Here is a 24,359-nt window from a genome sequence, read left to right as displayed (position 1 = left end):
CCGGATGGAGAGAGGACGAAAGAGCGGAATGAAAAAGTCATGGATACGTGTGCTAAGTACAGGTGTATTAACTGGAATGCTGACCATTGGCGTGGCATTGCCTGTATGGGCATCTGATCTGACGACAAGTGAACTGCGTGTCAAAGCGGGTAGCACGAGCGCCTACATTAACGGCGATAAGCAGGCCATAGCCAAACCATACAAGGTCAAGGGTGTAACGATGGTACCTGTTGGTGTATTCAAGAAAGCATTTGGCAGTGAAATCCGGCTGGAGAAAAATGATGTTGTCAAAATCAAGGAAGGTCCGCACACGGTCACCCTAACGATTGGCAGTTCAATTGCCTGGGTGGACGGTGTGAAACATGAGATGGGTGCCGCTCCCAAGATGGTGAATGGCGTACTTATGGTTCCACTTCGTCCGGTTGCTGCCGGTATCGGAGCGACATTAGCTCCAACCAGCTCCGGAGAAATGGTCATTCGTCTGTTGCAAACCGATGATTTGGTAGACGATGAGGGTGGCCTTCATCCGGATGAAGGCAAAACCAGAATCGGCAACAGCTTTTACGGCTGGTCCATTAACTATCCGGCTGACCTTATGGTTTTCCAGACCGGTGAGCAGGAGCGCATGATGACCTTTGGCGCTGCGGACAACAGTTATTATCTCGAAGTATATGTCAGCGATCAGGATGTGGCTCTGGATGCGGATGATCTGTTGCAGCAACTTGTCCAGGAGGCCAAACAATCTGGAGATACCGTGCTGGATCGCGAAGCAGTGTCGAAAGGCAAAACGCCTTATGCCCGGATTATCGTGAAAGATGTCGACGGCATGTTGTGGGAGATGCGTCAGTATCTGAGCGAAGGTCGTCAATATGATGTGTACCTCGCGGATTACGAAGCTCTGAATTATAAGGATCTGGGCAAACGTGCGGCGCTGCTCAATTCATTCCAGCCAACCTTTGCGGAATCGGATCGAACGATCAAGGATCTGTCCACCGTAGATAATGGCATGCGCTCCGCATGGAATGATGATTATGGTATTGAATTGAAGATTCCTGCCGGCTGGTCAATGGACAACAATCAAATGATCTATGAAGCCAAGGATGGTGCCTATCTGCAATGGCGTGTCACGTCGGCGAAGGCAGGTACTACGGTAAAAGACTGGAGCGGCCAACTGGATAAATGGATGCGCGAGACATTTATACCAGAGAGTTACGAGCCCATTGGTTCATATACGATGGATATCTCGGGAGAGACTGCCGAGGTGAATGAATTCCGTTATAACTTTGGCGGGGGCTGGCAGACCGAGTTCGATGTTCTTTTGCAGAAGAATGGGTATCGATATTATGCAGAGTATACGTACCCTGAGGATCAGGTTGCAGATCGGGCATGGTTTGAACGGATCATGAAAAGTGTGGAGATTGATTTTGATACGGTTGCCGATAATTTCGGTCAGCTGGATGAAGATCCTTATTTGACAGACAAAACGAAGACACTTACACGTACGTCCAAACGTTATAAATACAGTGTAGATATTCCGCGTTACTGGACACCTTACAGTGATCGATTCGAATATTCACCTGTGGTGTACACCTTCACGGGCGGAGAATTCTCCATTGCGGCGAGCGAAGACAAGTCGATCGAGATGACGGTCAGTCAACTGAGAGAAGCTTATGCCGAAGCCACCAAAACGCGTAAAAACTTCCAGCTGCTGCGCAGTGAGGAGCTGACGTTTGCGGGTGTGCCTGCATTTTCCTTTACGTATCATGAACTGGACAAAGGCGTGCCATATGCGGGTCGGCAAATCGTCTTTGAAAAGGACGGAACAACCTATACGATTACAAGTGGCCTGAATGATGCCAACAAGACAGAAGTTCAGGCGGCAGCCTTGGAAAAAGCAGTGAACTCATTTACTTTTATTAAATAAAATTGTAGTGAAGCCGGAGGGTCTAGAGACCTTTCGGTTTTTCGTCGTGCTGGAAATGAAAATGGTAAACGGTTTTTTCAGGAAAACGTAGAAGAGTCGGTGCAGAAGTGGTACACTATACTAGTTCAGGAGTTATGACTGCTGATCGGATGATTATGAATGACTGTAAGCTTGGATTTCAGGCAATACAACATAATAAATAGATATGTAATACGTTGACAATGCAGGTGTACCCGATAAGGTGCAGTCTTAGGCTTGGTATGTTCAGGCGTTTAAGGATATAGGGATGAAATCCGGCGTAAGCCGGCTATGGGGAGGATCTACATGAAAACAGCAACAATACGAAGAGAAGACGTTGAACTTCTGGCACCCGCGGGTGACTGGGATTGTATGCGTTCGGCGGTAGCCAATGGCGCAGATGCAATTTTCTTCGGAGTCGAAAAGTTTAATGCGCGGGCACGGGCGAACAATTTCCGCATGGACGAGCTGCCGGAGATTATGGCGTTTTTGCACAGTTATGGCGTAAAAGGTTTTTTGACCTTTAATATATTGATTTTTGAAAATGAATTGACGGATGCCAAAGAACTCATTGATGCATGTGTCGATGCAGGTGTGGACGCTGTAATTGTTCAGGATTTGGGTCTGGTGAAGATGATCCGCGAGATCTCGCCAGATTTCCCAATTCACGGTTCCACACAGATGACGATTACATCACCGGAAGCGGTTGAGTTCACAAAGCCGTTTGATATGGAACGTGTCGTTCTGGGACGGGAGAACAACCTGAAGCAGATCCAGAAGATCGGTGAGCAGGCAAAACTTCCAATGGAAGTATTTGTTCACGGTGCATTGTGTGTATCCTACTCCGGGCAGTGTCTAACTTCCGAAATGTGGGGAGGACGTTCCGCGAACCGTGGGGAGTGTGCGCAAGCTTGTCGTCTGCCGTATGACTTGATGGTGGATGGGGTGCACAAGCCGATGGGTGATGTGGCTTATCTGTTGTCTCCGAAGGATCTGGCAGCGATTGATCTGATGCCTGAACTGATCGAAGCAGGGGTAACTTCTTTCAAAATTGAAGGACGTCTCAAAACGCCGGAATACGTAGCAAACGTAGTAAGCAAATATCGTAAAGCGATTGACCGTTATTTTGATGGAGATAACACACCGCCAAGCAAGGAAGAAGTTCGCGAATTGCAGCAAAGCTTCTCCCGTGGATTCACGCATGGTTTCCTGAGCGGTACAAACAACAAAGAACTGGTGGATGGAACGTTCCCGAAAAGCCGTGGTGTCTACCTCGGTCGTGTAGATCAAGTGTTGCGTGATGGTGTGGTCCTGAAGCTGGATGCACCCGTGAAACGGGGAGATGGAATTGTATTTGACGCTGGAGACCCGACTCAGAAGGAAGAGGGCGGACGGGTATACGATGTACGTCGCAAAGGCGTAAAACTCGAAGGCGAAGCCGAAGAGGGCTGGATCGTTGACGTTGTGCCAGGCCGCAGTGACGTAGATCTGCGCCGCGTAAAAGTTGGCGACAAAGTGTGGAAAACGAATGACCCGGCGCTGGACAAACGTCTGCGTCAAAGCTTCGAGACAGAGAAGCCGTACCGAGTATTCCCGGTAAAGGTGAAAGTCATCGGCAGCCCGGGGCAGCCGCTTAGCACATGGTGGACAGACGTGCAGAAAGGCACGACCGTTCGGATTGATTCCGAGATGGAACTGGACATTGCCCAGAAGCGTCCAATGACACATGAATTGCTCGAAGAGCAGTTCGGACGTCTGGGAGGCACCGTGTTCCAGCTTGAAGGAATGGACGTTAACTTGCACGGTGACGTCATCATCCCGATGCGCGAGTTGAATAACATTCGCCGTCAGGCGGTTGAGCAACTCGCGGGCGAGCGTCCGAAACCACCCGTCTACGTGAAACGGGCAGTGGATGTGTACGGCGATTCGGTTAAACCGGCATCGCCAGTCGCTCGCGGTCAAGCCGAACTGACCGCGCTCTGCCGCAGCCTGCCACAAGTGGAGGCAGCGATTGAAGCAGGTATCGGCATGATCTACGCCGACTTCGAGTTCATCAAGCAGTTCCCGGCAGCCGTGGAAGCTGTGCACGCCGCAGGTCGCAAGATCGCGCTGGCAACACCGCGTATTCACATGCCTGGGGAGAACGGATATCATAACAATATCTTGCGTCTGAAGCCAGATGCAGTATTGGTTCGTAATACAGGCGCACTGTACTTCTACCTGCGCCACCGGATGGAAAACCCGGATGCGAAGCACCCGGAACTGATCGGCGACTTCTCATTGAACATCGCCAATCACAAAGCCGTTGAATTGTTCCTGGAAGCCGGATGTGACTGGATTACCCCATCCTATGACCTGAACATTCAACAAATGGTTGATTTGCTGGGCCACTCCCGTACAAGTCAGACTGAAGTGGTTATCCATCAGCATCTGCCGATGTTCCACACGGAGCACTGTGTATATTGTACGTTTATGAGTGAAGGAACGGACTTCACGAACTGTGGCCGTCCTTGTGAGGAACAGCGTGCATCCCTGCAAGACCGGATCGGCATGTCTCACCCGGTACGTGTGGACGAAGGCTGCCGTAATACGGTATACAATGCAGTGGAGCAGTCAGGTGCCGAGTATCTGACCAACTTTATGGATCTGGGTGTATCCCGTTACCGTGTGGAATTCCTGGAAGAGACACCGGAGCAGGTACGTGAAGTTATTGATCTGTACAACCGTGCACTGCGCGGCGAAATCAGTGGTACACAAGTGTGGAAAACACTCAAAGCAACGAACCAACTGGGCGTTACACGTGGTCAATTGGTGAAATAAACGGATTGTATGTTACATCAACATTTACAAGCAAGCATGAAGCAACCCCAAACTCTGCTTTACGGAGCTCTTGGGGTTTTTTTTACATCATGACACAGGAGGCGAAGAAGCGTGGCGCCATTCACAATCATGGATATCAAATTGCTGTGCGGGGTCACGGCATTCAAGCGCGGAGAAGATTATAACCAATCTGGCAGGGTGACCAACTTGGTGGTCAGTAAGGATCGGCTTCACTATGAAGCACAGGTACGTGGAACGGAGCGCTATCAGGTGACGGTGGATGTGGATGGAACGGGCGAGATTGTGGCAGGCTGCAGTTGTCCGGGTGACGGCAGGCATTATGACTACTGCAAGCACGTCGCTGCTGTCCTGTTGGCTATTCATGAATGGGGTGAGCAGCAGGAGCGGAATGCCACAATTGCCTCTGGGAAGCCTGCTCAACCCGCTACAGGCCAAGGAGCCAATACCAGTTCTAACTTAGGTTCCAAGTCCAAGGTCGGGACGCTGGTCGAAGAGAGCGTGTGGGAGCGCCCACAGTCTGCTTCACAACGAGAGCAACGGAATGCTGCTCCAGAGCGTCCACCGGTTCATTCTGCTCAGGCAGGTCGTCCAAGCTCAGCTTCGGGGTGGGGGCGCTCGGCAGATAAACCTTCTTACCGTACGGCGGATCAGATTCTGTCCATGTTTGCCAAGGATCGGAGACCGTTGCATGGAAATGACCGTAAATACACTGCTCCTGTCAACCGATCCTCCCTGCGGGAAGAGTTGCAGGTCCAGTTTATATGTAAGCTGATACAGGTTCATAAGGGCGGAGGGAAACTCGCTCTTGAACTAAAAGTGGGTAACAAACGTCTGTATGTGGTGCAAAAAGTGAAGCAATTCCTGAACTGCATCGAGAAAGGCGAACCGATGTCATTCACCAAGTTGTTCCACTATGATCCACTGATACATGTGTTCACTCCGCAGGATCAGGCCATTCTCTCGATGCTTATCCGAATGAGACAGAGCGAAGAAGCATATCGCCAATCCATTTCCGGTTATCTGGGAGCTTCCGATGGAAGGGACATACTGATTGCTCCATTCGTATGGAAGCCATTGCTGGAATTGCTGCTACAGGCCAACAGTCGGATGGAGGGTACAGGATTTGCCAATGGACCACTCACGCTCGGTGAGGGTGTACTTCCTTTATTTTACCGGATCGCCCAGGGAGCGAATGAAGGATATCAGCTTGAAATTTCCGGACTGCGTGAGCTGATTCTTCTCCCTGCTTATGATGCCGCTGTGGTGGAAGGGCAGTTGCACATGTTGGAGCCGATGCAGATGCGAAGTCTGGAGGACTTGAGTGGTGCACTCACTTCATATGGAATCAAGGAAAGCATCGATATTTCGACTCAGCAGGTGGATGAGTTTGTGCAACATGTCGTGCCAGAACTGCGCACGCTCGGACATCTGTCCATTGATTCGCAAGTGCGTGAACAGATCGCGGAACCGGAACTTTCACCGAAGTTATACATTGACTTCTATCGTGAACGCATTACAGCACGTCTGGAATTCGACTATGAGGTCATGGTAATTAATCCGCTGGCGGAGTACTTGATCGATGAAGAAGAGAAAAAGGTTATTTTGGTGCGTGATCGATACAAAGAGCGGAATCTGATTGAACGGCTTGATCGATCTTTTCTCGAAAGGGATGGCAGTGTATGGGCGAGCGAACGGGAAGATGCCATCTATGATGTCATGTATCATCTGTTGCCTGAGCTTGAGAAACAGGCAGACATCTATATGCCAAACGCCGTGAAGGCAATGGTGCAATCCTATCCAACACCGCCGAAAGTACGAGCAGATTTGGGAAGAGGATTGGACTGGCTGGAGATTTCATTCGAGATGGAGGGTGTGGACGAGCAGGAGCTTCAGGAACTCATGCGCCGCATTGTGGAAAAGAAACCGTATTTCCGTCTCAAGAGCGGTGTCTTTCTCTCGCTTGAAAATGAAGGTGCAGACAGCTTCGCTCACATGGCCGATTCACTCGGACTGGGAGCAGATGACATCAAGAGCAGCCATATCCGGCTGCCAGCTGTTCGGGCGTTACAATTGCCGGGCAGGGATGAGGTTTCCGGTCATGTGAAGTGGGGAGGCTCCCTGAAACGTTTCCTTGATGATCTACGCGATCCTGAACGGATGGATTTTGCATTGCCGGGATCTCTGACCCCCATTCTGCGGGATTATCAGAACAGCGGATACCAGTGGCTGCGTACCCTTGCTTATTATCGTTTTGGCGGTATTCTGGCGGATGATATGGGACTTGGCAAAACGTTGCAAAGCATCGCCTATATCACAGCAGTGCTTCAGGAGAAACCTGAGTACAACATCGACCATACGGGCGTTGATAAGTACCGGGAGAGCGGATCATTACGGGGCGGTGAAACGCTGGTGACTTCCGACATCGATCCCGAAACTGGGCTCCCATTGGATAAGATGACTTCAGAGAATACGGATGGTTCATGGTCTACGATGCAGCAGGATGGATTGACGGTCCGAACGAAGGTCATACATCCTCCGGTACTTGTCGTGGCGCCTGCTTCGCTGACCTATAACTGGGCTAATGAGTTTGCGAGGTTTGCCCCGCACCTGAAAGTCCTGATCGCAGCCGGGCAAAAAGAAGAGCGAGCCAGCATGCTCTCAGGTATGGATGAGGCAGATGTGATTGTGACATCGTATCCTTTGTTGCGACGGGATTTGGATACCTACCTGGGCCGAACCTTCCATACGCTCATTCTGGATGAAGCTCAGGCGATTAAAAATGCTTCCTCCCAGACTGCACAGGCAGTGAAACAAATTCAGGCACCGCGCCGTTTTGCACTCACAGGTACACCTGTGGAGAACTCGCTGGATGAATTGTGGTCCATTTTTGAAGCCGTATTCCCTGGACTGTTTCCAAGCTACAGAAGATTCCGCGACCTTCCTCCGGAACGGATCTCGCGGATGGTACGTCCGTTTATTCTGCGTCGCCTGAAGAAGGATGTGCTGGAAGAATTGCCGGATCGAATTGAAACGGTACAGCGGTCAGAGCTTACGGTTGAACAGAAGAAACTGTACGCCGCATACCTTTCCCAGCTTCAGGATGAAGCAACGAAGGATATGGAGGATAACGGATTCCAGAAGAATCGTATCAAAATTTTGGCTGGCATCACGCGTTTGCGTCAGTTGTGCTGTCATCCGGCCCTCTTTGTCGAAGGCTATCAAGGCGATTCCGGAAAAATGGAACAGTTGCTTGAAACGGTCGAAGATTGTTTGGCGGCAGGCAAACGCATTCTCATCTTCTCCCAATTTGCGAGCATGTTGAACCTGATTCGCCAGACGCTCGCGGCACAGGGAAGAAACCTGTTTTACCTTGATGGTCAGACTCCTGCGCAGAGTCGTGTCGAGATGTGCCACAGATTTAACGAGGGTGAAGCTGAACTGTTCTTAATCTCCCTGAAGGCTGGAGGAACAGGGCTAAACTTAACTGGGGCAGATACCGTTATATTATATGATCTGTGGTGGAATCCCGCGGTGGAAGAACAGGCAATTGGCCGTGCCCATCGTATGGGACAGAAACAAGTGGTGCAAGTCATTCGTTTAGTTACCGAAGGTACAATCGAAGAGAAGATTTTGGAACTTCAGCAGCGGAAGAAGGACTTAATTGCCGAAGTGATCGAACCGGGAGACCGAGGATCAACGACTTTATCCGAACAGGATATCAGGGAATTGTTGATGGTATAATGAAGTCCAAGCATCCTAGCAATAAGAATCATTAAATATATTAAAATATGTATCTAGCAAAAGGAGTGGGTTCGTGTGCGTATTCGCAAAGCGATTATTCCAGCCGCAGGGCTGGGTACCCGGTTTCTGCCTGCCACCAAGGCGATGCCTAAGGAAATGCTGCCCATCGTGGACAAGCCAACGATCCAGTACATTATTGAAGAAGCCGTAGCTTCAGGCATTGAAGATATCATTATTGTGACGGGTAAAGGAAAACGGGCCATTGAAGATCACTTCGACTATTCGTTTGAGCTGGAGCAGAATCTGGCGGACAAACAGAAGTGGGACTTGCTGAACGAAGTACGCAAACCCTCCGAGATGGCAGATATCCATTATATCCGTCAAAAGGAACCGAAGGGACTTGGTCACGCCATCTGGTGCGCCCGCAAGTTTATCGGCAATGAACCTTTCGCCGTCCTGTTAGGGGACGACATTGTGGAAGCGGACCATCCCTGCCTGAAGCAGATGATCGAAGTCTACGATGAGCTGCAGTCTCCAATCGTTGGTGTACAGCCTGTTGATTGGAACGAGGTATCTCGCTATGGGATTGTAGACGGAGAGTTGCTGACCCCTACCGATGATCGTGTCTTTCGCGCCCGCCGCTTAATTGAGAAACCAAAGACCGAAGATTCTCCCTCTAACCTTGCTATTATGGGACGTTATATTCTTACTCCGGATATCTTTGAGATACTAGGTCAGCAATCTGCTGGCGTGGGGGGCGAAATCCAACTAACGGATGCCTTGTCCCGATTGAATGAGCAACGGCAGATTCTCGCCTATCACTTTGATGGATTGCGTCATGATGTCGGTGAGAAGTTGGGTTTTATTGAGACATCGATTCATTATGCGTTGCAGCGCCCGGATTTGCGGGAAGATTTGTTGGCGTACCTGAAGAAGATAGTGGCGTCGAACTAATATATTTCTAATGAATTAGATCACAAAAAAGGTTTGCCCTTTGATGAGGGCAAACCTTTTTTGTGTGTGGAATTGTTGAGGACCACTAGTGCATTTTGTTATTAGAAATTCAGTTCTGCTATCTGTTTAATCTCGTCTGCTTCATTAGGTGCGACAGCGATAAGTTTATCATATATAGCTTGATCTTGTTGCCCATCCTTCGTTAGAGCGGCAAGGTACCAACGAGCAATTTCACGGTTGGTAGCATCGGTCAGATCCTCTGCAATCCCACCCTTAAGGATAGTAGCTGCTCCAGCAGAATCGTTTAACATGTATTTTATTTTCCCCGCGTTCAGAATCATTGTTGGGGTCAGCTCGAACGGCTGTCCTTGAAGCTGTCCTTCAGGGAGAGTCTTTAGATGTTCTACTCCATCAACAACATGCTGATAGGCTTCCAGACCTGAAGTGAAATAAGATTCCTTCTTAGCTGTATCGCCTTGTCCAAGTGCTTGATATCCTAGATCGAACGAACGGCTGATCAGTGTCTCATACCAAGCCATATCCCAGACGTAATTGGAGGCATATTCTTTTTGGAGCGCATAAGCCTGGTCAAATTCACCCTTCAATTCGTCTAAACTTATGAGTTGCTTAACCATACCTTTATTAAAGGGCTCTGCTTCAAGACCACGCTGGAGCAACTGTGCTGAGGCTGTATAGAACTGATCATCTTTTGTTTGCTCATAGCCTTGTTGATACAGGGAAGCCAGCATCAGCAAGGAGTCTGAATGTGTGCTGCGAATCGAAAGATCTTTCTCCAGTGGAGCTTTGATCATCTGGAAGTCTTGGCTCGTTTGAGCTACCTCTTTAGCCTCGTAGGCATATTGATTCGCTTGCAGGAAACGAATAGACATAATGAGTAGAACGATTACAGCTACTCCCGAAATCGAACTGTAGATTCCGCGTGCGGTGGAGTCGCTCATCTTCAATCGATACATCGGCTTGGGGTCCATGGCAGCAATCATACCGCCGAGTCCAAGGAATACCAAGATTCCAATAAAGACATAACTCATATTGAAATCGAGAAGGCTCAATACCAGAATGGACATTGATAGAATGAAGTACACAAAATGCGATTCGCGTTCTTCCTCACTCCGTTTTAAATAAGCACGCACATATTGATAGAATACAAAGAGAATAAATGCCATAAATACAACAAAGCCTATGATCCCGACCTCAACCAGATATTGCATGAAGAAGTTGTGAGCCTGGGCGCTAATATAAGGATTGTTCTGGTACTTCTCATACAAGACGGTCCAAGCGCCACCGCCCGCACCAATGACTGGGTAGTCTGCAAATAATTTTGTAGCATCTTTATAAAATGTAATCCGCTCCAGCACACTGTGCTGTTGGAAATTGATATTCTCAAGCCGTGTGCTGATGCTATGCGGCAAAATGTTTCGTACACTCGTTCCCAACAGAAGCACGGCAACAATGACGGTAAGAACAACAGAACCTAGTGGAATCCACAAACTTGATCCTTTTCGAGTGGACCAGGATTGAAGCTTGCCCTGAATGCGAGGTGCAACCCAGCGCTGGATAACCCAACATAACAATGCAACAACGATGGACGCTGCAACCAGAACCATCCAACTCTTGGTTGCAAGAGAACCTGAAAATTGTTTCTGTAATTCAAGCCCAACTGTATTTATGGGGTTCAGAACAATCAGTGTACCTATCGCTGCAACTCCACTATAGATGAACCATAGAATTTGCTTGGCGGGTTTCAATAGCAATAACAGGATGACAAATACAATAGGCAGCATCACAAGTCCTGTCCGGGAGAGCGTCAGCAGCAGCGACAGGACGATCGGTACAAGCATGAATCCATGCAGTAGCTGTGTGTACACTCTTTTGGAACGAATCATGCTGAAAATGGAAATAAACAGAAATGCCATTAGGAATGCGGCGTATGTATTGGGATACTGAAACACCGATGCAAGCCGTGGACCGTTCGAATCATTCCATATCGCTTGATTATAGACTCCATTCACGACACCGGCTGAAAACCACCCAACAAGCTTGCCCGCGAAACTGAAGGCTCCCAGCCAGTTTAACAAACCAAATCCGACAATAACATATGCAATTCCTATTAAGGAGGATTGTATGATATGATTGGTTTTGTTGTTTTGCAGCAGGTACATAGCCATTACAAAGATCATGGCATATATGCATTGAATTAGGATCATGTTAACTGCCAAATATTCAGATGCTGCACTGATGAGTGACAGGACATAGGTGAGTGGTAGCAATATCGCCGCGATCTTAAGCCAATCTTGCTGAGTTTCTAACTTCATCTGTTTGAAGTAAACAGCAACCCACATCACGAACAGGAGGGTTGTTAGGGCTACCGCCCAATAAATGGGTCCTTCAAATTGAAGCAATTGTCCATTGAATAGCGCAACTTGGAAAGAGGACCAGAGTAGAAATAAGATGAGTCCTATGGTCAGGGTCCATAGTAGCGGAGAAGTTGAGCTAGTACTGTCTTTGCTCGACGCCTTCTTTTGTTTCCCGTATACTGGATTCGACAAGATATGAGTCTCCTTTGCTTGTAGATACGACAATATTTTAGCACAGAATTGAATTTGTTAAAACGTTGAGACTAGAGGCAGGATGGGAATGTTCGTATATATTCTTTAATTTAGAGATGATAGGGTGTGGGATTTGTATTATGTTAATGAAATTATTGGGGGTAGGTAACTACGGTTTTTTACTCTCTCAACTGGTGGAGCGTGACTTTAAAAATAAATATAGGAGATCGGCTTTGGGGGTTCTCTGGAGTTTATTTAATCCTCTTCTTATAATGTCTGTACAATTTATGGTGTTTTCTACGATATTCCGCTTTGATATACCAAATTATGCAGTTTATCTTTTAAGCGGAATCGTTATGTTTAACTATATGTCTGAAGCTACATCGCAATCCATGACTTGTATTATTCAGAACTCTTCTCTGATTAACAAAGTATATGTGCCCAAATATATTTATCCTTTTTCTCGCGTGTTGTCTAGCGGGGTTAATTTTCTGTTTTCGTTATTAGCCCTTTATATAGTAATTATTTTTAGTGGAATGGATATTACTTATCATCACGTGGCTCTTTTATATGGATTTGTTTGTATGTTTTTATTTACGTATGGTGTTTCCTTATTTCTTGCTTCTGTCATGGTCTTTTTTAGAGATACACAATTTTTGTATGGTGTAATTCTAACTGTCTGGACATATTTAACTCCCATTTTTTATCCAGAGAGTATTTTACCTTCGTATATTACATCAGTCATTGAATTTAATCCTATGTACCATTTTATAAGATTTGTTCGAGTAATTATTCTAAACAATGGTTTTCCGGATCCTAGAGCGTGGCTTTTGTGTGCAGTCTTTTCTGGTATAAGTCTTTTAATAGGTGCGTTTGTTTTCAGGAAAACACAGAACAAATTTATTCATTACTTATAAGGTGAGGGTTTATTTTGATAAAAGTTGAGAATGTAACTATGAAATTTCGAATGGCAAATGACAGGATTAATAGTCTTAAAGAATTTGTAGTGAAAAAAACATTAGGAAAGATAACATATAAAGAATTTACAGCACTGAAAAATGTTTCGTTCTCTATTCAAAAGGGTGAGGTAGTTGGAATAATAGGAAATAATGGCGCTGGTAAAAGTACGCTTCTAAAGGTCATATCGGGAATTATGGAACCAACAACAGGTTCTGTTAAGGTCCAAGGATCCATTGCTCCAATGTTGGAGTTAGGCGCTGGTTTTGATGTTGACTTAACAGCTAGAGAAAATATTTTTCTTAATGGGGCTGTACTGGGCTATTCTAAAAAATACCTAACAGAAAGATATGATGATATTGTTGAATTTTCAGAATTAGCTGATTTTATGGACGTGCCTATTCGGAATTTTTCTTCAGGGATGACCATGCGTCTTGCTTTTTCAATAGCAACACTTGTTGATCCTGATATTCTCATTGTAGATGAGATTTTATCCGTCGGAGATGGAAGTTTCCAGAAAAAAAGTGCGAAACGAATGAGAGAACTGATGAGCGGAGGAACAACAGTAATACTAGTTTCTCATAGTATTGAGCAAATTAGGGAAATGTGTTCAAAGGTTATATGGCTTGAGGATGGTTTAGTGCAGATGGTAGGAGATACACGGGATGTATGCAGGGCTTACAACGATAAAATGAAAAACGATTATCTAATAAATGAACAGAAAACTATGAGTAAAAAGGAAGATAACACAAACTGGAAAACGAAATTGTATACACCAACATCAATTGAAAAAATAGGTGAACTATATTTTATTGTGGACTGTTGGCATCATCGTGTTATATATAACAGTAATTTAACAGATCCTATTGAGAATTGGAAAACTCTATCGAATAATATAGGTGATCCGCATTCTATAGTTAGTGACGGAATATTCTATCTTGTTGAAGATGGACAACTTAATGAAGTCAAAGTGTTCAAGAAAGAAAACAATATTTTCAGGCAAATACAAATTATAGAACAATTGGGACGAAGACCAAACAGATTGATATATGATAGTGATAACAAGAAATATTATGGCATTTCTGCAATGTCACAACATGTATTTGTATTAAGTAATGAAGAAGATGAGACGATAATTTGTGAAAAAGTTATAAGGCTGGGCTATTTAAAAGAAGGCTCATATATAAGATCTATTAGTCTAATTGACAAAGAATTGTATTTCGTTTCGGGCCCGGGGAAAATAATAGTTGCTAACTATATGAATTCATCTTTTGATAAGCTACGTGAGTATAAAGTTCCATTTGAACTACAAGGTATGAATGATATCACTAAGATCGGCTCGTATTATTATATTAGCGTTTATCAAAATGGAGCAGGTGAGATTGCTCCTAGATTAGTAAGGGTAAAAGACTTGGATGATTTGGCTGAGTCCAAGTATGAAGACATTTATGCGGAATTAGGATTAGAAGGGGTACCATATAACTTTTCATTTATTGAAGATCGGGTTTTCTTAACTGAGATTGATTCTTATTCTAGCATAATCTCCTTCAAAGTGGATGGAGACAAAATAATAGATGTTTGTTCATATTACGAGGCCGGTCCTGCCACTGATTCTTCTTTATGGAGACGCAATTCCTAGTGATATCACGGTAGAGAAATCTAATCGAGGGAGAAAATATGGCTAATTTAAATATGGAATTTTATAAAGGTGAAAATGAATATACAGATGGGATTTCTGTTGAAAATGAAATTTTAGAAATTGTCCGTAATCAAGGTCATGTGAATCTTGAGGTGTTAAAAAATGTTAGTTGGCCGATTTTCTATCATCTTTCTCCTTTGAGGGAGAATATTTTGAACTGGTATCCTTTTAAAGAGGGCTGTTCCATCTTAGAAGTTGGATCCGGATGTGGTGCCCTTACTGGGTTACTATGTGAGAAAGCAGATTATGTTGCTTCAGTAGAACTCACCAAAACGAGAGCGACCATTAATTATGAGCGACATAAACATTTTGATAATCTGGATATTTTCGTTGGGAATTTAGAAAATATAACATTTGAAGATCGTTTCGACTATATCATTGTAAATGGAGTTTTGGAGTACGCGGGATCTTTTATTTCAGGTACCAGTCCCTATGAAACATTTCTTGGAAGATTATCAGCCTATTTAAATGATGATGGAAGTATTCTAGTGGGAATTGAGAATCGTTTAGGACTGAAATATTTTTCGGGCGCCAAGGAAGATCATACAGGAGAATTATTTGAGGGTTTAGACGGATACAAGACGGCGGACCGATCTGTAAAAACTTTTTCCAAGAATGAAATTATAAATTTGATGGATAGATCAGGGTTAAAAGTTGACCAATTTTACTATCCTTTTCCAGACTACAAATTTCCGGATTTTATTTATACGGATGATGGATTTGATAAAATTCCTTTATCTTATGATACTCATAGTTATGATGAAGATAGATATATGTTTTTTGAAGAAGTTCAAATGCAAAACCAACTTATAAATGAGAATGCAAAAGGTATATTCGCTAATTCGTTTTTAATTGCAGCAAGTAAGAGTTCGGCCGTAATGAAAGATGAAAACAATATACTTTTTGTTAAAGTCAATTCAAATAGAGACGATGCTTATAAAATTTGTACTGTACTGTATACTGATGGTGATACACTTAAAGTAAAGAAAAAGCCACTCACTATAGAAGCGATCACGCATCTCAAAAATATGGAAAGTCACCACAAACAAATGGATGGACTCAAAAACATGACTTTACTGCCTGTGGAGATCATTGATAAAGATTTGGTCTATGATTTTGTGCAGTTCCCTACGGTAGAAGTTGTCCTTCTGGAAAAGAAAGCTGTGAATGATGTTGCAGGCTTTAAAACATTGTTAACTCAATTTAATCAGATGATAGATTCCGCAACCCATAAGGAAATCAATGCTTACTCTAAGGAATTCCATTCAACCTTTGGTCTGCATAGAGTAGAAGAGGATTTGGAATTTACCAATTTCAAAAATATTGATGTGTTGTTTGATAATGTTTTTTATGATGAGCAGCAGCATTTTAAAATTTTCGATTATGAGTGGATCCTCGAATGTAAGTTGCCAGTAAAGTTTATATTTTGGCGCTCAGTTAAAGATTTTTTTGAGAAGTATGGTGAGCAAAAGTGGAGTGTAAGTGACATAGAAGTTTACGATTTTTTTGGAATTTCTAATGAAATGATTGACGTCTTTTACAAATGGGAGGCTCATTTTTCAGAGAATTATGTAAAGATGTTCAACAAAATCCCTTTCCAAAAAAATACAATAAAATTCCACAAAGAGACTGAAGTATTTAATGTTAATCATTGTAGTGCCAATTTATATTTGGATACTGGAAGTGGTTTTAATGATAATGAAAAAGAGCATGCGATTTATGATGCTACTTCTGAACGAGTAGTCCTGACATTTGATTTGGCTGCCTACTCTAATATAAAGAATATAAGATTCGATCCTGTAGAGGGAAAGTTAAGCGTTTGTGACATTATAAGTGCTAAAGTCAGTGGACAACCTGTTGAGGCAACAGCTTACAATAAGTATCCTTTTCATGCCAATGGGGATTTGTTCCTAACCACGGATCCGATGTATTTATTTACGTGCCCTCAATCAGAAAGCGTAGTTTTTGAGATCGAATTTGCAATTCGTTTTTTGGTTGCTAGTCAAATTAATGATGAAATTGAGAACAGCCTTGAAGTGGAAAAATCTTTGAACAATCAGTTAGAAATTTTCCAAGATGAAAATGAGAACTTGAAGCAAGTTAATCACAATCTAATAAACGAGACCGAGTCTCTGCATACCCAAGTTAGTGATCTTTTGACTCAACAGGTGGTAAAGGATTCAAAGTTTGAGGCCATAACACTTGAAAAAAATCAGTTGGCGGAGGAGTATCATACTCTAATTAATTCAACAACGTGGAAGATAACCAAACCAGTTAGGTTGACCATTGATAAACTAAAGAAGTTCAAAACTAAAACGATAAACCTTAATAGAGAAAGTCTAAAACTATTGAGGAAAACGAAACAAAATATCAAGAGTTATGGATGGAAGAAAACAGTGCACAAGATTCGAACAAAAGGACATGAGTCACTTTCTAATGTTAAAAAATCCAACGAAATAGCGGAGAATATATCCAATGATTCAACATGGAAAGTAATTGAAAAGTGGATTAATGAAACGCCGCATGAATTCATTGACATTTTCCATGTTCCGATGGGATGGAACACACCGTTGTTCCAGAGATTCCAACATTTGTCGATACAAGCTGGGAACGTAGGGGGGATCTCCTTTTACGGAGCACACCCTTTAGTGGACAAGGATATTGAAGTATTCAAATTTATATCGCCAACCTTATGTATAGTAAATCTTGATAACTACGAAATAAAGAAGGGCTTATTTGAATTGTTGGATAGACAGAACTGCATGAGAATAATAAGGCTCCAATCCATTGATTTAGCAACCACAATTGAGGAACTGGAAGTATATCTCAGTAAAGGTTATCACATCGTTTATGAGTACATCGACGAAATTACTCCTCAAATCACGGGTGATATACCTAAGTTTGTAATGGAACGACATCAATATGTTTTGGCGAATGAACAGATAACTGTAGTCGCGACCTCAGATAAATTATATGGTCAAATAGAGCCCTATCGTAATACCAACATGGAAATGATCACAAATGGGGTGGATTACGAGCATTGGAATATTGATGGGGGGGATATCCCTTGCCCTGCTGACATTCAGTATATTTTGGATAAGAAAAAAATCATTGTCGGCTATCACGGTGCACTTGCACAGTGGATAGATTATAAGTTGTTAAACAGGATAGCTGACGATAAAAGGTTTGAGTTATTACTAATAGGATATGAGCACGATGATTCACTTAAAGAAAGTAGAATACTTCTAAAAGATAACGTTCACTTTATAGGATCGAAACCCTATAGTGAACTTAGCAAATATAGTGCCTTTTATGATGTAGCCATTTTACCATTTGTGATGAATGATTTAACCAAATCCGTCTCACCAGTAAAAATATTTGAATATATGGCACAGAATAAACCGATCGTAACTTATGCGTTGCCAGAATGTCTAAAGTATAAATCTTGTATTATTTCGTATTCCGAGGATGAGTTTGTAAAAAATTTAAACAAGGCGTTATCTTTACGTTTTGATGAATCATATCTTTCCCTAATGAAAAATGAAGCCTTGGAAAATACTTGGAAATCAATCATGGAGAGAACTATAGCATTGGTTAATTCTAACCATGTCCCATTAGTTAATGTTGAACAAGACGTTGCAGTATATCAAAGTGCGCCTAACTATGTACAGGAGACTGAATGGTATCAGAACATGAAGAAAGTTTTCTGGAAGACACCTTTTATGTCTAATAGTCTGAAAAGCAAATTCATTTATCGAGTCAAGAGAAAATTCAAGCCTGAATTGTTAAACTATGAGGCGGCCAACAAAGATAGTACTGAGAAAATTGAAATAAGAATGACGGCAACACCTGAGAATGCATTCCAGTCAGATTATATTTCTCAGATTTTAGGTCTCCCTGAATCAGGAAAGGATTCATATGTTCCGATAACTGACGAATCCTATCAATTTAAAAAAGGTGATCCTAAAATTATTGCGTACTACCTGACACAGTTTCATCCGGATAAACATAATGAGGAATGGTGGGGGAAAGGGGTAACAGAATGGAATAATGTTTGTAGAGCTGTTCCTCAGTTTGTTGGACATTACCAACCTAGATTGCCAGGAGAACTTGGTTTCTATGATTTAAGGATAAAAGAGAATATGTTAAGACAGATTGAATTAGCGAAAATGTATGGTGTACACGGGTTTTCATTTTACTATTACTGGTTCGATGGCGAACGATTACTCGAAAAGCCAATTGAAATGTTCCTCTCGAATCGGAGTATGAATTTTCCTTTTTCCATTTGTTGGGCTAATGAAAATTGGACTAGGCGTTTTGATGGGACAAACACAGATATTCTTATGGAACAGCCGAAAACTGTAGAAAGTTATCAAGAAGTTATGCATGATATGATACGTTTTCTAAAAGATGACCGCTATATTACTGTAGAAAACAAAAAGGTTATTACAGTATATAGGCCTTCCCTTATACCTGAACCAAAAAAAGTCATTCAATACTGGAGAAAGTATTGTGCAGACAATGGTGCGGGAGAGCTATACATTATAGGAGTAAAAGAAAATATGGTTGAGATGGATCTTCTAGAAATAGGGTTTGATGCCATATCGGAATTCCATCCAGGAACAGTGTATCAGAACTCGAAAAATATTACGGAAGAGATAAATTATATAAGAAAAGATTTTTCAGGACAGGTGTTTGATTATAGGGACCTAGTAGAGAACCAGAGATACTTTGAGTACAATCTCCCTAAACTCTATCGGGCTGTTATGCCTATGTGGGACAATACTGCCAGGAGAAATAATAAAGGCATGATTTATCATGGCGCAACACCAGACTTATATAAAAGATGGCTCAAAGATGTTATAAATGAAGGCGCCAATAGAACTGACATCGAAGACCGAATGGTGTTCATCAACGCTTGGAATGAATGGGGAGAAGGGGCATACCTTGAGCCGGACAAAAAATATGGATACGCCTATTTACAGGCCACGAAGGAAGCGGTGGAGGAAACCAGAGGAGAATAAATCTCCTTTGGCTTCCTGTGTATCTACTAAATCCATCGGAATGTGAAAATATTTATAGAATTGAATTGACAACGTTAGGAGTATGCTATGTTTGACTTGAAAGAGTTTAAAGCAGAGTTTGCATTGGATCTTAAATGCTTCAAAGAATATGTTAAACAAAATTATTTTTTATTTATTATTGGCTTAATTCTAATTGGTATAGCGTATGGTATTCCTTTAACCCAATATACACTATCTATTGATGAAGAAAAGGCAATGTTCTCGACAACTGTAGATAAAGACTGGGGAGAACAAGGTAGATTTGGAATTGTACTGTTAAAGATGATATTTTTTAATTGGCACTCTAATTCAATAACAAGTACATTCCTTGCAATCGTATGTTTATTTTTTAGTAGTATTTTAGGTGCATTTATTTTTAGCTTTTTCTCTAATGAAACCCGAATTAATGGGAAAAATAGTTTGGGTTATATTTTTATATTTTTGTTTATAACGTTTCCGTTTCATTCTGAAAATATTGGCTTCGCAATGATGAGTTTTGAGCTGTATGTTGGATGGATCTTAGTTTTACTTTCTTTTTTCTTTATTTGTTCAACAATCCTATTGAGAAAGAGTAGTTTATATTTTGTCTTGGGTGTTGTGTTGTTGACTTTTTCCATTTCAATTTATCAGTCATTTTTGTTTGTTTATGTGGGCGGAGTTTTTAGTGCAACATTTTTGTTTTTACTGAGTAGTGAGATGAATGCAATTAAACAGACTAATTTATATTACGTATACTTGAAATATTTCTTTGGTGTAGTATTGGCGTATGGTCTTTACTTCTTTATAAATTTTATAGTGGAGTTATATTATCCTTCTACGGGTTATGTAGACAATTTTATGGTTTGGGGTAAGTCTGATTTCAAAGAGATCGTTGGAAATTTATTGGCATACTTTTCAGGGATTTTCCTTGGAAGATCGGCTCATGGTGGCATTATCATCACGATTTCGTATTGTATTGGTCTGATTTCTTGCATGTTACTTTTGATATCTTTATTACGCAAAAGATATATGATTCGTACTTTTATTACTTTTATCGGAGTCCTTTTTACACCACTTCTCATGCCTATACTTCTTGGAAGTGCAGTTCCAATACGTACAAGTTTAACGTGGGCATTAGTTATACCTGTGATATGGATGGGATTAAATATTCTCATAAAGAGCAAATACTTAAAAGTTATAGTTTTTCTGGTTTTGATTATATTTGCCGTATCTCAAGCGCTGGCACTTTCTAGGCTTTTTTATGGCGATTATATGCGTTATCAAAATGACGTTAGACTGGCGAATCAAATTGGAGCAGTAATATCCAATCTAAATCAAGGAGAAGACCCCTCGTTACCCGTGCTTTTTGTAGGTAAGTATCCGCAAAAACAAGATGAGAATGTTATTAAGCAGGAGGTTCTAGGATACTCATTTTATGAATGGGACGGTTCTGAAACAAAAAGAATCCGTTTGTTTATGAAATCCCTAGGCTATGATTATATTTCACCAACAGAACAACAGAGAAAGATTGGTAACGAAGCTGCTGTAAATATGCCTGCTTGGCCCTATAAAGGGTCTGTAGCCATAAAAAACGATATTATTATCGTAAACCTCTCAGAAAATCAAGAAAAATATAAATTAAGTATAATTCAAGAAAGTGACAAAGTTAGATCTGCAGTAGCTGGATCTCAAGTTAGTTATGATTTATTAAGGGATAGAAAAGAAGTTGGCGTATTTGATATGAATGTTTTACATGAGGATACCAATTCTGTAACTTACAAGGCGGGTTCATATGATCCTCAAGTATCGTTTGTTTTAAGCCAGCCAATGAAATCAAATGATTATAAATTTATAGAGATGGAATTTATAAGCGATGTTGATGGTGAGGGGTATCTATTCTTCGCACAAGAAAATGAACAATATTCAGGAAAATTTAGCACTAATATGATGGTTAAAAAAGGATTAAATAGAATTGTTGTAAAAAAACAAGTTTTAATGAATAACATTGGTTCTTTACGAATCGATCCACCTAACAATGCTAACTTTACTATTGAAAAAATTCATTTTTATTAATTGATTCTTTAGTGATGTGAATACACCCTTTCTTTTTTTCTCCGAATATTGAAGTAGAAAACTTGAAGATAGATACTAGTTTGTATTTTCATTTAATATAATAATTGAGTCGTGGAAAAGAGTTGAAAGTAATGTTTGTGAAACAGTGGAAAAATATAACGATATTCTTTTTATCGATATTAATGTTTTTTTATTACTTAAGGACAAATTACAATGTTTCTTATTATGATGAAGCTGGCTATATGAACTTGAGTAAAGCCATACTTGAAAATGGATTATTCAGTTTGATTAGTGATTTAAGGACTTATCTCTATCCTCTAGTTATCTCAATAATCAGTATTTTCACTGATGGAGACCCTTTTGTAATTAAAGTAGTTGTCAGTATTTTTCAGTATGTAATTTATTCATATACAATTCTTAAATTAGCGAAGTATTTCGGAAACTATCATAATAACAACTTAGCATACTACTCGGTTTTATGTTTTGGTTTATTAAATCCATATTTTATTCATGCAACTACGTTGCTCTTAACAGATATGCTTGCTTCATGCTTTATTTTATTAGCACTATCTTCGTTGATGTTTGGTGATTTCGGAAAGAAAATTACCTATTTTCAAATTTTTGGATACATTAATGCTAGTGTTATGATTCGGCCTTCATCATTAATTTTCATCCCAATAGTTTTATTATTGCTATTTGTTAGAAATTATATGTTTAAAGACGTCCGTATTTGGACAAGCATCTTAAGCTTTTTAGCCTTATCAGTGCTGTTTTTTCCTCAGCTATTTAACAATGTAAAATACTATAATGATTGGAATCCACTACTGCATGCAAATCTATATGAATTTCAAAGTAATCTTGCTGCTTCGAATTTAAAGTATGGAACTGTAGTTATTCCTGGGGAACATCCAAAACTTTTTTATGCTTCACCGTTCGTAGAAAGCATGGAAGCTGAAAGCATCTATAGTTTGATATTTACTGATTTCTTTGCTTTCTTGATTACGTATCTCTCACATTTATTCGGAGTTCTGGATTGGGGATACATTCAGATATATATATCGAATTTTTATCCACCTAGCAGAATATTAGGTTCATTGTTTTTATACGTTTTTTGGATAGTTAGTTTTTACGGTCTAGCTTCATTTTTGAAAAGCTGCAAAGAGAAAAAAGAGCAAAAGATTGGAGTATTCATTGCCTTAACCTTAAGTACCTCTTTTATACTCTACTGGGCCTTCCTGGGGACAACAATTATTGAATCCAGATTTGGCTACCCATTATACTTATTGATGTTGTTTTATTTCGCATATGGGGTCAAAAGAATAGTGGAATATATTCAGATTCACCAAAGAAACGCTACTATAAGTATGCTTAAATTATCAATATCGATACTATTTAGTATAGGGCTGGTCTTGGTTATATTCTATTTGTCGTTCCTAATGGACTATCAAACAGGAAGAATCAACTGGATCAACTGGCTTGGATTATAATTACCAAATGGATTTTTTCCTATGGCTGCTTTAGTTAACTTTAGTACCCGGTTGCGGTTTGTTCATTATAATAAAGTTCGGAGTGGATAAGTATGTTAGTTAGCAGTAGTAAAATTGTTGAAATAGGTGAACTAGGCGATGAGAGGGGGTATTTGGCTGTCCTGGAGCAGAATAAATTGTTACCTTTCGAAATTAATCGAGTTTTTTACATTTACAAAACCTCTCCAGGTGTCCGTAGAGGGTTTCACGCTCACTACAAGACAAGACAGGCATTGGTGTGTGTGTCTGGAGCATGTAAGGTGTATCTGGACAATACATTAAGAAAAACAGACGTATTGCTAGACTCTCCTACGAAAGTCCTTATTCTTGAACCGAGTGATTGGCATGAAATGTATGATTTTTCACCTGATTGCGTATTGCTGGTCCTTGCTTCACATTTATACGACCCGGAAGATTACATTCGTGATTATGATCAATTTTTGGAGGTGTATGGTGGGTGAAAAGTTATTTTGTGCATCCCCAAGCCATTGTCGAAACCAACGATATTGGTGACGATTCACGGATTTGGGCATTTGCTCACGTTCTGCCTAAAGCTAAGATTGGCTCAAATTGTAATATTAACGACCATACTTTTATTGAAAATGAAGTAATTATAGGAAATAATGTAACGGTAAAATCAGGAGTCTATATTTGGGATGGAGTCACTATACAGGACAACGTTTTTATAGGACCTAATGTAACTTTCACCAATGACCTTAGACCACGATCTAAACAGTACCCGCCCGAATTTCTTCAAACAATTCTAGAGGAATGGGCATCTATAGGAGCAAACTCTACTATAGTAGCTGGAAATACTGTTGGTAAGTATGCTATGGTTGGAGCCGGCTCTGTTGTTACCAAAAATATTCCTAATAATACTTTATGGTATGGAAATCCAGCGGAGTTCAGAAGTTATATTTGCAATTGTGGAGTAAAATTAAACGAAATGTTGCAATGTTCAGAATGCCACAAGCAGTACTTTTTGGAAGGCGGCTTCATTGTAGAAGATTAAAACTT

12 protein-coding genes are annotated in these 24,359 nt (G+C 41.4%); 11 read left to right on the top strand and 1 reads right to left on the bottom strand.

What is annotated here, in order from left to right; all coding sequences use genetic code 11:
* The first annotated feature begins 28 nt into the window (after positions 1-28).
* The 4 genes from ABTV53_RS25320 (at position 29) to galU (ending at position 9,478) form a co-directional block, all read left to right on the top strand.
* Positions 29-1,924, top strand: a complete 1,896-nt coding sequence (locus ABTV53_RS25320; RefSeq protein WP_433747696.1) for a stalk domain-containing protein — start codon at positions 29-31, stop codon at positions 1,922-1,924.
* Between the two features lie 324 nt (positions 1,925-2,248).
* A complete protein-coding gene (locus ABTV53_RS25315) occupies positions 2,249-4,762 on the top strand; it encodes a U32 family peptidase (RefSeq protein WP_017692029.1) in 2,514 nt (837 codons plus the stop codon).
* Positions 4,763-4,873: 111 nt separating this feature from the next.
* On the top strand, positions 4,874-8,524 hold the full coding sequence (locus tag ABTV53_RS25310) for an SNF2 helicase associated domain-containing protein (RefSeq protein WP_433747693.1): 3,651 nt from the start codon (positions 4,874-4,876) through the stop codon (positions 8,522-8,524).
* A 75-nt stretch (positions 8,525-8,599) separates the two neighbouring features.
* Positions 8,600-9,478: a UTP--glucose-1-phosphate uridylyltransferase GalU gene (galU, locus tag ABTV53_RS25305; protein ID WP_433747691.1), complete on the top strand. Its 879-nt coding sequence runs from the start codon at positions 8,600-8,602 to the stop codon at positions 9,476-9,478.
* Positions 9,479-9,579: 101 nt separating this feature from the next.
* Here galU and ABTV53_RS25300 read toward each other — a convergent pair whose 3' ends face one another.
* Positions 9,580-12,045, bottom strand: coding sequence for an O-antigen ligase family protein (locus tag ABTV53_RS25300; protein WP_433747688.1), 2,466 nt, complete (start codon positions 12,043-12,045; stop codon positions 9,580-9,582).
* 140 nt (positions 12,046-12,185) lie between these two features.
* Between ABTV53_RS25300 and ABTV53_RS25295 the strand changes: the two genes are divergently transcribed.
* The 7 genes from ABTV53_RS25295 to ABTV53_RS25265 all read left to right on the top strand — a co-directional run bounded on the left by ABTV53_RS25295 (position 12,186) and on the right by ABTV53_RS25265 (position 24,354).
* Entirely contained in the window at positions 12,186-12,962 is a 777-nt protein-coding gene (locus ABTV53_RS25295) for an ABC transporter permease (RefSeq protein ID WP_433747685.1), read from the top strand.
* A 14-nt stretch (positions 12,963-12,976) separates the two neighbouring features.
* Positions 12,977-14,641 (top strand): ABC transporter ATP-binding protein, encoded by a 1,665-nt coding sequence (locus tag ABTV53_RS25290; protein WP_433747682.1) that lies wholly within the window; start codon positions 12,977-12,979, stop codon positions 14,639-14,641.
* A 38-nt stretch (positions 14,642-14,679) separates the two neighbouring features.
* A complete protein-coding gene (locus tag ABTV53_RS25285; protein ID WP_433747679.1) occupies positions 14,680-19,725 on the top strand; it encodes a glycoside hydrolase family 99-like domain-containing protein in 5,046 nt (1,681 codons plus the stop codon).
* A gap of 87 nt (positions 19,726-19,812) precedes the next feature.
* Positions 19,813-21,816, top strand: coding sequence for a glucosyltransferase domain-containing protein (locus ABTV53_RS25280; protein WP_433747676.1), 2,004 nt, complete (start codon positions 19,813-19,815; stop codon positions 21,814-21,816).
* Positions 21,817-21,947: 131 nt separating this feature from the next.
* Positions 21,948-23,303, top strand: coding sequence for a hypothetical protein (locus tag ABTV53_RS25275; protein ID WP_433747674.1), 1,356 nt, complete (start codon positions 21,948-21,950; stop codon positions 23,301-23,303).
* Positions 23,304-23,395: 92 nt separating this feature from the next.
* Positions 23,396-23,803, top strand: a complete 408-nt coding sequence (locus ABTV53_RS25270; protein ID WP_433747671.1) for a sugar 3,4-ketoisomerase — start codon at positions 23,396-23,398, stop codon at positions 23,801-23,803.
* Complete coding sequence (locus ABTV53_RS25265; RefSeq protein ID WP_433747668.1) at positions 23,800-24,354, top strand: acyltransferase; 555 nt, start codon at positions 23,800-23,802, stop codon at positions 24,352-24,354. The genes ABTV53_RS25270 and ABTV53_RS25265 overlap by 4 nt, the downstream gene beginning before the upstream one ends.
* Positions 24,355-24,359 lie beyond the last annotated feature (5 nt).

Origin of the sequence: Paenibacillus amylolyticus (assembly GCF_050990605.1) — a bacterium.
In the GTDB taxonomy this organism is placed as follows: domain Bacteria; phylum Bacillota; class Bacilli; order Paenibacillales; family Paenibacillaceae; genus Paenibacillus; species Paenibacillus amylolyticus_H.
Note: the sequence above shows the minus strand (reverse complement) of the source record. Positions and strands in the feature narration are given on the sequence as shown.

Bases quoted from the DNA above. Each gene is read 5' to 3' on its own strand.
- ABTV53_RS25320 (WP_433747696.1), top strand. From the start codon at position 29: ATGAAAAAGTCATGGATACGTGTGCTAAGTACAGGTGTATTAACTGGA.
- ABTV53_RS25315 (WP_017692029.1), top strand. From the start codon at position 2,249: ATGAAAACAGCAACAATACGAAGAGAAGACGTTGAACTTCTGGCACCC.
- ABTV53_RS25295 (WP_433747685.1), top strand. From the start codon at position 12,186: ATGTTAATGAAATTATTGGGGGTAGGTAACTACGGTTTTTTACTCTCT.
- ABTV53_RS25285 (WP_433747679.1), top strand. From the start codon at position 14,680: ATGGCTAATTTAAATATGGAATTTTATAAAGGTGAAAATGAATATACA.
- ABTV53_RS25280 (WP_433747676.1), top strand. From the start codon at position 19,813: ATGTTTGACTTGAAAGAGTTTAAAGCAGAGTTTGCATTGGATCTTAAA.
- ABTV53_RS25275 (WP_433747674.1), top strand. From the start codon at position 21,948: ATGTTTGTGAAACAGTGGAAAAATATAACGATATTCTTTTTATCGATA.
- ABTV53_RS25270 (WP_433747671.1), top strand. From the start codon at position 23,396: ATGTTAGTTAGCAGTAGTAAAATTGTTGAAATAGGTGAACTAGGCGAT.